7 protein-coding genes are annotated in these 12,151 nt (G+C 47.1%); all 7 read left to right on the top strand.

The window, feature by feature from the left end:
* The first annotated feature begins 5 nt into the window (after nucleotides 1-5).
* The 7 genes from HDC91_RS06560 to HDC91_RS06530 all read left to right on the top strand — a co-directional run bounded on the left by HDC91_RS06560 (nucleotide 6) and on the right by HDC91_RS06530 (nucleotide 12,149).
* A complete protein-coding gene (locus HDC91_RS06560; RefSeq protein WP_183549556.1) occupies nucleotides 6-1,919 on the top strand; it encodes a RagB/SusD family nutrient uptake outer membrane protein in 1,914 nt (637 codons plus the stop codon).
* 11 nt (nucleotides 1,920-1,930) lie between these two features.
* Nucleotides 1,931-2,689, top strand: a complete 759-nt coding sequence (locus HDC91_RS06555) for a DUF3823 domain-containing protein (protein WP_183549553.1) — start codon at nucleotides 1,931-1,933, stop codon at nucleotides 2,687-2,689.
* Nucleotides 2,690-2,746: 57 nt separating this feature from the next.
* Complete coding sequence (locus tag HDC91_RS06550; protein WP_183549550.1) at nucleotides 2,747-4,927, top strand: DUF4350 domain-containing protein; 2,181 nt, start codon at nucleotides 2,747-2,749, stop codon at nucleotides 4,925-4,927.
* A 108-nt stretch (nucleotides 4,928-5,035) separates the two neighbouring features.
* Complete coding sequence (locus tag HDC91_RS06545; RefSeq protein ID WP_183549547.1) at nucleotides 5,036-7,312, top strand: GH92 family glycosyl hydrolase; 2,277 nt, start codon at nucleotides 5,036-5,038, stop codon at nucleotides 7,310-7,312.
* 13 nt (nucleotides 7,313-7,325) lie between these two features.
* Nucleotides 7,326-8,453 (top strand): glycoside hydrolase family 76 protein, encoded by a 1,128-nt coding sequence (locus tag HDC91_RS06540; RefSeq protein ID WP_183549544.1) that lies wholly within the window; start codon nucleotides 7,326-7,328, stop codon nucleotides 8,451-8,453.
* A gap of 167 nt (nucleotides 8,454-8,620) precedes the next feature.
* Nucleotides 8,621-9,085: a hypothetical protein gene (locus HDC91_RS06535; RefSeq protein ID WP_183549541.1), complete on the top strand. Its 465-nt coding sequence runs from the start codon at nucleotides 8,621-8,623 to the stop codon at nucleotides 9,083-9,085.
* Nucleotides 9,086-9,203: 118 nt separating this feature from the next.
* Nucleotides 9,204-12,149, top strand: a complete 2,946-nt coding sequence (locus HDC91_RS06530) for a two-component regulator propeller domain-containing protein (protein ID WP_183549539.1) — start codon at nucleotides 9,204-9,206, stop codon at nucleotides 12,147-12,149.
* Nucleotides 12,150-12,151: the final 2 nt, after the last annotated feature.

Below are 12,151 nucleotides of genomic sequence, written 5' to 3'. Positions count from 1 at the left end.
AGATCATGAAAAAAACGATATATATATTGATATGCTTTTTTGTGTGCTGGACATCGGCCTGCAGAAAGATGGATATACCACCTATAAATATTATCCAGGATAAGGATGCGTTAAGCAACGCTGGTGGCGTACAGGCCTACATGGCCCGTTTATACTCGCAGTTACCCATCGAAGATTTTAGGTACTCGCCGCAGCGCGGTCTTAATTTCTTTTGGATCATCAGTCCGTTCCCCGCCGTTACCGGCGAGGCATTAAGCCGCGACCAGCGCGGCGCTATGCAGGAAAACGTAGACGAATCGCCCTGGGCCGAGTGTTACTCGCTGATAAGGGATGCCAACTATTTTATAGAGAATCTGCCGAAATATTCAAGCAGTTTTACCGAGGCGCAGGTAAACTCCTGGCTGGGCGAGGCCCGGTTTGTTAGGGCGGCAACTTATTTTGCTTTGGTAAAACGTTACGGCGGCGTGCCTTTGATAGACAAGGTTTTAGAATATCCCACACCTGATCTGGAAAGTTTAAACATCCCCCGTTCGTCAGAGGAGGCTATCTATGATTTCATCGCCACAGACCTTGATTACGCTTACCAGAACATCAGCGAAAACAACCAGGTGGGCCGGGCCAACAAATATGTTGCAGCGGGTTTTAAATCGCGGGCAATGTTATATGCAGGTTCAATAGCCAAATACAATAACATTACTTTGGTTGATGCAGCGGGTAACCGGGTTTGTGGTATACCATCCGCAAAAGCAGTTACTTATTTCAAGGCGTCGTATGATGCCGCCGTATTGTTAGAAAACAAGTACAGCCTTTACAAAAAAGCATGGGCCGCCGGCGATAAGACAGCGCAGTATCAAAACTTTGTGAATATGTTTTTCGACGCTACCAGCCCCGAAAATGTATTTGTGCGGCAGTACCATTACCCCGAATCTGTCCATGGTTATGATGCCTACAATGTGCCCCGCCAGTTAATGGGTGCAAACGGTTACTCGGCCGAGGTTAACCCTACGCTCGACTATGTGGAACTGTTTGACGGCCTGCCCAAGAACGCTGATGGTACGATCAAAACCATGACAGCCGGAAAATATGATCTGTACAATACCACCATGGACCTTTTTGCCAACGCCGAACCCAGACTAAGGGCAACCGTTATACTTCCCGGCGATGAGTTTAAAGGACAAAGTATCGAAATTCGCCGTGGTATCTACACCGGCAGTTCGGCCGGGGGCATTAGTCCGCTGCTGCCTGCAGGCTCAACCGCAAATTATCCTACCACTAATATTGTACAATCATCAAACGCCTCGCAAACACCGTATACCCTGCCTGATGGCAGCACCATGAATCCTGCGGGTTTAAGCGGTATTTTCACCGGTGATGGTACCTGCGCTATATCAGGCTTTTCGGTTCGTAAGTGGCTGGTGCCCGATAAACCTACCTCAGAAGTGTTGGAAAACCGGTCTGACCAAACCTGGATAGAGATGCGTTACGCCGAAGTTTTACTGAACCGTGCCGAGGCCGCTTATGAGCTTAATACGCTTGGGCAAAACGACAAGAACTACCTGCAGGATGCCTTTACGATCATCAATCAGATACGTGAGCGCGCCGGTGCCGATCTTTTGGCCAGTGCCGCCAACCTGAACGATATAGATATCATCCGCAACGAGCGCAGGAAGGAACTCGGTTTCGAAAATAAGATATGGTGGGATATGAGGAGATGGAGAACTGCTGATAAAGAGCAAAACTCAACTATTTACCGCGTATTGATGCCTTTTTATTCGGCTAACGATAAAAAGTACTTCTTTGATGCCCGTACCGACGAGCGCAATATACGCTACACCTTTGATGTGCGCTGGTATTACGAACAGATACCAAACGGCGAGATTCAAAAGAGCCAGAAATTAATACAAAACCCAGGTTATTAATTATTACAGAAATGAAAAAGATATTATATATGATAGCTGTATGCGCGATAGCCTTAGCAGGCAGCTCGTGCAGCAAATTAGACGATTACGACGCACCGGCTGAAACCTTAAACGGCAGTGTGACAGACGCCGGCACGGGTAAAACCCTGCAAACAGAAATTGGCGGCGGCGGTACGCGTATAAAGCTGCTTGAAATAAGCTGGAGCGATAACCCTACGCCTTTCTACATCAGTTCGATGCAGGACGGTACCTTTAATTACACCAAACTGTTCCCCGGTAAAAATAAAATAAGCGCCGAAGGGGCCTTCGTTCCGCTGGTGCAAACAGATGCCACCGGGGCAACTACGGTAGATAAAAGCCAGACGGTTGATATCAAGGGTACAACAACCGTAAACTTTTCGGTCGATCCGTTTTTAAGGATAGAGTGGCAGGGCGAACCGGTGCTAAACGCCGACGGTACTATCTCTGTAACGTTTAAGATCACCCGCGGTACCAATGATACCAACTTTCAGCAAGATATAACCGATGTGAGGTTGTTTGTTAACTCCAACAAGTTTACAGGCAACAACAATTTCGACGACCGCTATTCTACTCAGATAAACTACAACGGGTCTGATGCTAACGCGCAGTTAGGGCAGTCGATAACCATCACTACCAAGGGCGGCCCGCTGCCTACCGGCAGAGATTATTTTTTAAGGATTGGTGCGCGCACTAATTACGGCTTAAAGTATTACAACTATACAGATGTTAAAACTGTAAGTGTTCCATAATTGCTATTCTACCCTGCTTAAGAATGTTAAATTCTTAAGCAGGTTTATACAAAATCTATGAAAAAACTTCTATTTTTTTGCTGCCTGTCTGCGCTGTCTGCCCGCGTAAACGCGCAGGCAACCAAACCGTCTCCGTTAAAAGAAAAAACCGCGTTTCAAACCAGCAGCCCCTGGATGCCCGAGATCGATGTGCGGTCTGACATCGCCATTGTTTACGGGGTTAACGACCGCAAAGATATGACCTTTGAGCAGCGCGTACAATCATGGCGCGACCATGGCTATCAAACCAACTTTATGACCGGCATAGCCTGGGGCGATTACAAAGATTACTTTTTAGGCAAGTGGGATGGCATAAACCACCTTGGGGTAGGCCAGGTAACCGCAAAGGGCGATACCATATTTCATGGTAAGGATATGCCTTACGTGGTGCCGGTAAAATCGTTTATCGAGTATATGAAAACAGCCGTGATCAAAAGGGTGATCGACGTTGGCATAACCAACATTTTTTTAGAAGAGCCCGAGTTTTGGGCAAGGGCAGGTTACAGCGCGCCGTTTAAGGACGAGTGGCAAAAATATTACGGCTTCCCCTGGAAACCTCAGCACGAATCGGCAGAGAATACTTATCTGTCGAACAAGCTGAAATACCACCTCTACTACGAAGCCATAAAAGAGGTATCGAGCTATGCCAAAGCTTACGGTAAAAGTAAGGGTAAAAGCATAAAAGTGTTTATCGCTACACACTCGCTGGTTAACTATTCATCGTGGCAAATTGTTAGTCCCGAGGCCAGCCTGGCATCCTTGCCGGGGATAGATGGCTATATAGCACAGGTATGGACAGGTACTTCTCGGGAACCTACTTATTTCGATGGGCAGAAAAAGGAAAGGGTGTTCGAGAATGCGTTCCTGGAATATGGCTCAATGGTATCGATGACGGCGCCAACCGGCCGCAAAATGTTTTTCCTGACAGACCCCATTGAGGATTGGCCGCGCGACTGGGCTGATTATAAAAAGAATTACCAGGCAACTTTTACGGCCAAGCTTTTATACCCCATGGTAGCCGACTACGAGGTAATGCCATGGCCCGAGCGTATCTACACACGCCCGTATAAGGTAGCCAACAGCAACGAGAAGGTGCTGATACCGCAATACTATTCAACCCAGATGCAGGTGATGGTAAACGCGCTGAACAGCATGCCCCGGTCTGCCAATAAGGTAACAGGAGTGAACAGCATAGGCGTGCTAATGAGCAACTCGCTGATGTTTCAGCGGTTCCCAACGCATAATGGGTTTGAAGATCCGCAGTTCTCCAATTTTTACGGCCAAACACTGCCTTTGTTAAAGCGTGGTGTGCCGGTGCAAACCGTGCATATGGAGAACCTGAGCTACGCCGCCACTTTAAAAAATATCAAAGTTTTGGTGGTCAGCTATTCAAATATGAAGCCGGTATCGGCCCAAATACACACGGCATTAGCTGCCTGGGTTAAACAGGGCGGGGTATTGATATACGCCGGCCGCGATGACGACCCGTACCAAACCGTAATGGATTGGTGGGATACAAAAGGCATGAACTTTAAAGCGCCATCACAACACTTGTTTAAGCTGCTGGGCATTACCCCCTCTGCCGAAAAAGAGAAATACACCGTAGGCAAAGGCGCAGTTTATATCATCAGGCAAAACCCTAAAGAGTTTGTTTTAGAAACTGATGCCGATACCAAATTTATAAGCCTGGTTAAGCAGGGCTTTGAAACCGATGCGAAGGCAGGCAAGCTTGTATTCAAAAACAGCCTGTACCTGCAGCGGGGCCCGTATGATGTGATATCGGTTATGGACGAAAACCCCGATACCAAGCCCTATACCATCAAGGGCCCGGTTATCGACCTGTTCGACCCGCAACTGCCGGTATTAGCCCAAAAGGTAGTTAACCCCGGCGAGCAGGCTTTGCTATACAATTTAAACAGGGCGGTCAATAAAAACAGGCCGCAGGTTTTAGCCGCCGCCGCGCGCGCCTACCAGGAAAAGGTTGCAGGCAAAAATTATTCATTTGTTGTTAAAAGCCCTATAAAAACGCTTAACAGCATGCGGGTATTACTGCCGGCAAAACCCAGGGTAACTAAAGTTACCAATAGCAAAGGGCAGCAAATTACAGATGTGAAGACCTCCTGGGATGCATCGTCAAACACCGTGTACCTGGGTTTCGCGAACGACCCTGCCGGGATAAAAGTGGATTTAAGTTGGTAAACATGGGGTTGGTTTAAGAACAGTTACTACTACCATACATGGGCTTGTACCGTGTATGTGTAGTGTGGCTGGATTGCCGCGTCCGGTTTATCATATCAAAATATTAAAATGAAAAAATTATTCTTAGTTGCCCTTTCCTTTTTACCGCTGATGGCTTTGGCGCAGGTTGATAAGGCAAACCTTGCCGACCTTGTAAACCCGCTGATGGGCACCGACTCCAAGCCGTCGCTCTCAAACGGTAACACCTATCCCGCGATAGCGGTGCCATGGGGCATGAACTTCTGGACACCGCAGACCGGCAAAATGGGCAGCGGCTGGCAATACACCTACAATTCAGATAAATTGGTTGGCTTTAAGCAAACGCACCAGCCATCGCCCTGGATGAACGATTACGGCCAGTTTTCCATCTTCCCGGAAACAGGGAAGATAAAGGTTGACGAAACAGAGCGCGCCAGCTGGTTCTCGCACAAGGCCGAAATAGCCAAACCCTATTATTACAGCGTTTACCTGGCCGATTACGACGTGACAACCGAAATAGCGCCAACCGAACGCGCGGCAAGTTTTAAATTTACCTTCCCCAGGAGCGACAGCGCGCACATTGTGATAGATGCTTTCGACAAAGGGTCGTACGTGAAGATCATCCCCGGTCAAAACAAGATAATTGGCTATAGTACGCGCAACAGCGGCGCAGTGCCTGCCAACTTTAAAAACTACTTTGTTATTTATGTAGATAAGCCGTTTAAAAACGCATCTGCCTGGCATGGTAAAGATATTGACGATGGTAAGCTGGAATACACCGGCGACCATGCCGGCGCGGTGATCAGCTTTAACACTACAAAAGGTGAGGTAGTGAACCTGCGTGTAGCATCGTCTTTCATCAGCATTGAACAGGCCGAACTTAACCTGCAAAGGGAAGTGGGTAAAGATGATTTCGAACTCACCAAGCAAAAGGCAAAAACCACCTGGAATACTACCTTAAGCAAACTGGTTGCTGAAGGCGGCTCGGTCGATCAAACACGTACCTTTTACTCTTGCCTGTACCGCATGCTGTTCTTCCCAAACAAGTTGTACGAGCTGGATGCCAATAAAAATATCGTGCATTACAGTCCGTATACCGGCAAGGTACTGACGGGCTATATGTTTGCCGGTACAGGCTTTTGGGATACCTTCAGGGCGTTATATCCGTTCCTGAACCTGGTTTACCCTTCTATCAACAAAGAGATGCAGCAGGGCCTGATAAACGATTACAAGGAAGGCGGCTGGCTGCCCGAGTGGAGCAGCCCCGGCTATGCTGATGTAATGGTAGGCAACAACTCGGCGTCGGTGGTATCCGAAGCTTATTTAAAAGGCGGCCGCGGTTATGATATCAATACGCTGTACAAGGCACTGCTGCACGGCGCCAATAACGAAGGCCCAAACGCCACAGGCAGGCGTGGAGTAGATTTTTATAACGCCTTAGGTTATGTGCCATATGATGTGAAGATAAACGAGAATGCCGCCCGCACCTTGGAATATGCCTATGACGATTTTGCCATATACAAGCTGGGCAAGGCCTTGGGCCGCCCGGCATCCGAAACGGAGATATACCGCAAGCGCAGCATGAATTACAAAAACCTTTTTGACCCGCAAACGGGTTTAATGCGCGGTAAGAACAAGGATGGCAAGTTTCAAAGTCCGTTCAACCCCTTTAAATGGGGCGATGCCTTTACTGAGGGTAATAGCTGGCACTATACCTGGAGCGTTTTTCATGATGTGCAGGGATTGATAAACCTGATGGGTGGCAACCAGAAGTTTGTGAACAAGCTGGATTCAGTGTTTATCCTTCCGCCGGTTTTTGACGATAGCTATTACCACAGCGTTATCCACGAGATCCGCGAAATGCAGATAGCCGGCATGGGCCAGTACGCGCATGGTAACCAGCCCATCCAGCACATGACCTACCTGTACAACTACGCGGGCCAGCCCTGGAAAACCCAGCTGCACGTGCGCGACGTAATGAACAAAATGTATAAGCCCACCCCGGATGGCTACTGCGGCGACGAGGATAACGGCCAAACATCGGCCTGGTATGTGTTTTCGGCAATGGGCTTTTACCCGGTAACCCCTGCCAGCGACCAATACGCCTTAGGCGCCCCGCTGTTCAAAAAAATAACAGTGAAGCTACAGAATGGAAAAACCATTACTATCAATGCCGCAAACAATGGCCCGGCAAACCGTTATGTGAACAGTTTAACCATTAACGGTAAACCATATACCCATAACTGGCTTAGTCACTCGGCTTTGCTGAAAGGCGCTGTACTGAACTTTAACATGTCGCCGCGGCCTAATAAGCAAAAGGGTACCCGGGCGGCGGATGCACCCTATTCATTATCTACCGAAAAATAATTACCATCTACCTATGAAAAAACTAATTTATGTACTGCTGGCAAGCTTGTTTATTACGGCCATAAGCTGCAGCAAAGGCACAGAGAGCAAGCCGCCGGTTGTAAAGCCTGATGACGGCCAGCCGGCCGACCCTGAATTTACCGCGGCAGATGCCACCGCCGCATACACGGCATTTAACAAATACTATTACAATCCATCAAAAAAGCTTTATTACAGCACCACCAGTCAGGACGGCCTCGCCGCCATATGGACCCAGGCTATTTACTGGGATATGGCGATGAACGTTTATGAGCGCACCAAAGGCCCTGCGCAGCTTGCCATGGTTAACGATATGTACCAAGGTGGCTTTAACCAGTACGACGGCTACAACTGGGACAATACCACCACCTGGTTTATTTACGATGACATGATGTGGTGGGTTATGGCGCTTGCCCGCGCTAACCAGTTAACAGGCAAGCCCGAATACCTGCAAAAGGCCATAGCGGGTTTCAACCGCGTGTGGAACAGATCGTACGATAGCGTAAAGGGCGGCATGTTCTGGGATTTTCAGCACAGCGGCAAAAATGCCTGTATCAATTATCCTACGGTCATTGCAGCCATGCGCCTGTATAAGATCACCGGCGACGCAAGCTACCTGGATAAGGCAAAGTCGATTTACGGATGGGCTAAGGCCAATTTATTTGATGTTAACAGCGGCCGAGTTGCCGATCATAAAATAGGTGATAACCCGCCCGGATATGAGGATTATACTTACAATCAGGGGACAGCGATAGGGGCCGCCGTAGCGCTTTATAATGAAACAAAAGATAACGCCTACCTGGACGATGCCAAACTGGCCGCCGATTACACCAAAACCAAAATGGGTGCGAATGGTATTTTACCCGCCGAAGGCGATTTTAACGAGCAGGGTGTATTAAAGGCCATATTTGCCCAGTACATTACCCAGCTGATAACCGACGGTAAACAAACCCAATACCTTGATTGGGTTAAGACCAACATTAACACCGGTTGGAAAAACCGCGATAAGGCGCGCGACCTTACCTGGCGAAATTACGCCCTGCCTGCACCGAGAGGGGTAATGCAATCATACGAGAGCAGCAGCATAGTAACCTTTATGCAGCTGTACCTTACAGCCAAATAGTCCAGATTATATCAGCAATTAAATTAAGCCCCGCCTAAAAGCGGGGTTTTTTGTTTTATATCAATAGGTTATGGCTTTTGCGTTTGGTGTGTTTAGCATATCGTTTGGTGTATTTAGCATATCCGGTGGTTTTTCTTTGACCGACTTTTATTAAAAAAACAGAAGTCATGAAAAGGAAGATATTAATAGCCTGTTTAGCATGGGTATTAGGGGCCGCGGTGGTGTATGCTACCCCACCAAGAGAGGCCCGGTTATATGATAAGGTGATACAAACCTTTATTGAAAGCCACATGACATCGGCTTACCAGAAACTTAATTCGATTTTGGCCGACGACGCCGTTTTTAAGCTTTCGCGGGGCGAACAGGTGCTGGTTCAAAATAAGGGTGCGTTAGTCGACCAGATGAAGCAGCAAAAGGCCGTAACCCAAAATTGCGATTATGCATATAATATTTTGGCCGAAAGCGATGCCATTGTTATTGCCAAAGTGAGCTTTTTTTATCCCGACGGTGTACAGGAGAATTATCTGATGCTTGAACGTGATGCACAAAAGCAATGGAAAATAGCCAATGTATATAAAATGTTCCCAGTTAGCGGGAACCTAACCCCCACGCCGGCGCTGGTAAGTAAATAACCGTAACCTAAATTATAAACCACCTTTAAAATGCAATATCACCCTTTTAGGGGGATATTGCATTTTGCTGTTAACAAAGTTTGATGTTTTGCATCTTATAGTATATAAGCTTAAATTGATGAATTGGGAAAAGGGTAAAATTTTTAAAAGAATTTTAATTGCAATATTATTTCCCCCGTTATTTTCTTTTGGTCAAAAATTCACTTTTTCACATCTCGATATCGAGGATGGACTCATCCAGTCGCAGGTAACACATTTTGCTCAGGATAGTAAACACCGTTTATGGATCGCCACCTTTGGTGGTGCATGCCGGTTTGATGGTAAGGACTATCTTAAGATATCCAAATCAAAGGGGTTAAGCAGCAATTTTGTTTACACCGTTTTTGTTGATAAGCACGACAGGTTATGGATAGGTACAGATGATGGCTTGCTTTGCACCGCCAATGGTAAAAACCTGCGCTTTGCGGTGTCGCCGGGCCATAAAAACAATACTACTACGGCCATTGCCGCCGGTAAGGATGGTACCATATATTGCCTGGTTAACAACAAGCTTTACCGGGTACGCGATAAAAGCCTGGTGGCCATGCAAATAACCGGTAGCGATGAGTTGCTTACCTGTTTTAACATCAGCGACGCCGGGGTAATCTATGCCGCTGTGTATAATAAAGGGGTGTACAGTTTTGATCATAACAAATGGACGTTGCAGGCATCGTCAGCTTTTAAAGGCCAAACGGCGGTTATCGGAAAAATCCTTTTCGATAAATTTAAAAAAGGGAATATTTTACTTTGTTCCACTAACAACGTATTTCAGCTTGCGGGAGGCGAGCTAAAACCTTATGCCGATAATTTACTGGCCGGCGCTGCAAAGCCCTTTAGCTGCATTGAACAGGATGCCGATGGCAATTTATGGATAGGCAGCGTTAAAGGGGCATATTGCATCAAATCAAACAAGATCATTGGGTTTAACTCGCAAAACGGCTTTACCGACAACCCGGTGATTGATATTTATAACGATGTTGACAACAATTTGTGGCTGGGCACATCGGGCAGCGGCGCTTATAAGTACGAGGGCGACGGTTATTTAACGGCAAACCCAAAAGTACAAACCAATAACAGCCAGATCATTATCGGCCTTGCCAAAACAAAAAACGGCGAGGTGCTGGCCAATGTGAGCGGTACCGGCATCATGAAATACGAGCAGGGCGTTTTGTCGCCCTACTTGTTGCCAACCAATAACCTGAACACATCGCTGGTAAGCTGCCTTTTTACCGACAGGCAGCAAAATATATGGATAGGTACCAATTTTGGCGGATTGTGGCGATCTGATGGTGCCGGGCTTAAAATGTTCCCCTGGACCACCAGCAGCATCATCAATGTCATCAGCCAGGCTGCTGACGGCGCAATTTGGTTTGGTACATCGTTAGGATGTTACCGTATAGCCAAAAATGGTGTACAAGCCATTACCCGTGCCCCCACTTTTGTTTCTACGTTGTTACCCCTCGGGGCCGATTCGGTGCTTATAGGTACGCATAACGGGGTGCAGTTGGCTGTAGGTAATAAAATAGTGCTCGAGCCCGCTTTGTCGTTCTTAGATCGGTCATCAGTTTACAGTATGCTGCGTGTTGGTAACGCTATTTTATTTGGTACCGATGATAAAGGCGTATTTGTATGGCAGGTAAACACCAACAAGTATGTAAACATTGATGTTGCCGAAGGGCTTAAGTCAAGCAGCATATATTGTATGGCTGCGGATAATAACGGGCAAATATGGGTTGGTACGGGCAAGGGTGTTAATCGCTTAAAAAAATCGTCGGGCCGGCTGATGTTTAAGGTTTTAAACAACAGCTATCCAAAAAGCGAGATAGCCGAAGCCAACCAGGGCTCGTTGTTGCTTAGCGGCGATGAAATGCTGTTAGGTACCACCAAAGGCTTAAAAATATATAAAACTGCGCAGGTAAACCCGCGCGCAACCCCACCGCAAACCGTGTTGAACGAGGTGAGGATATATGGTAAGAATGGGAAATACCGCTCGCTGATGGACGATTCGGCTGCCGCCCCGTTAAAGCTCAGTCACGATCAGAACCATATAGCCATATCGTTTTTGGGTATTCATTTAAAAGATCCCGAGAGCGTTACTTACCAGTACCGTTTAACCGGCTTGAATGATAAATTTAGCCAGCCCGTTAAGAATCCTTTCGTTGAGTATTTTTCGCTGCCTCCCGGCAAATATTGCTTCGAAATAATATCTATCGACGGAAATGGGAGGCAGTCGGGCAACTCGGTACTGGCCCGGTTCGAGATCGTGCCCGCGTTTTACCAGGGTACCATATTCAAAATAATTGTGCTGCTTGCTTTTTTAATATGCGGCATTATTATACAAACCTTATGGCATCAAAAGAAAAAGCGGCGCAAAATGCTTTTAGAATCGATAAAAAAAGAAGAGGTGGTGAAGATACGCCAGCAAACCGCCGAAGATTTTCACGATGACCTGGGCAACAAATTAACACGCATATCTATCCTGTCAGAAATATTGCAGTCGCGTATGGGCGAGGGTAAAGAGGAAGAAAGAAAGCTGGTAGAGCAGATAAAATCGAACACGCTGTCGCTTTATAACGGTACCAAAGATATCCTTTGGGCGCTCAACCCCAGGAACGATAATTTATACGAGATACTTAGGCATATCAAAGAAATTGGCATTGAGCAGTTTGCAGACACGGCGATAAGTTTTGAGATGACCGGCTTACACACCGACCTGAAGCAATACCGGTTAAATATGGAACATAGCCGCAATTTGCTGATGATATTTAAAGAGCTGATCAATAACGTGCTTAAACATGCCCATGCAACAAGTGTGCGCATAATTGCCAGCCGGCAGGACAACGAAAAGCTGTTATTAGCCATCAGGGACGATGGGGTAGGCTTTGAGCCTGACATGCTTGCCACCGGCTATGGCATGAATAATATAAAGGCCCGCGCAAAACGCATTAACGCCCAGCTGAGTGTTGAAAGCAGCAAGGGCGCCGGAACCATAACCAAACTTATCATAAACCTGAAACAGGTATAACC

Source organism: Mucilaginibacter sp. AK015 (genome assembly GCF_014200785.1).
In the GTDB taxonomy this organism is placed as follows: Bacteria; Bacteroidota; Bacteroidia; order Sphingobacteriales; family Sphingobacteriaceae; genus Mucilaginibacter.
The sequence above is the reverse complement of the archived record's forward strand: the minus strand, read 5'-3'. Positions and strand labels throughout refer to the sequence as shown.

Excerpts from the sequence above, each read along its gene's own strand:
- HDC91_RS06560 (WP_183549556.1), top strand. The coding sequence starts at position 6 with ATGAAAAAAACGATATATATATTGATATGCTTTTTTGTGTGCTGGACA.
- HDC91_RS06555 (WP_183549553.1), top strand. The coding sequence starts at position 1,931 with ATGAAAAAGATATTATATATGATAGCTGTATGCGCGATAGCCTTAGCA.
- HDC91_RS06550 (WP_183549550.1), top strand. The coding sequence starts at position 2,747 with ATGAAAAAACTTCTATTTTTTTGCTGCCTGTCTGCGCTGTCTGCCCGC.
- HDC91_RS06545 (WP_183549547.1), top strand. The coding sequence starts at position 5,036 with ATGAAAAAATTATTCTTAGTTGCCCTTTCCTTTTTACCGCTGATGGCT.
- HDC91_RS06540 (WP_183549544.1), top strand. The coding sequence starts at position 7,326 with ATGAAAAAACTAATTTATGTACTGCTGGCAAGCTTGTTTATTACGGCC.
- HDC91_RS06535 (WP_183549541.1), top strand. The coding sequence starts at position 8,621 with ATGAAAAGGAAGATATTAATAGCCTGTTTAGCATGGGTATTAGGGGCC.
- HDC91_RS06530 (WP_183549539.1), top strand. The coding sequence starts at position 9,204 with ATGAATTGGGAAAAGGGTAAAATTTTTAAAAGAATTTTAATTGCAATA.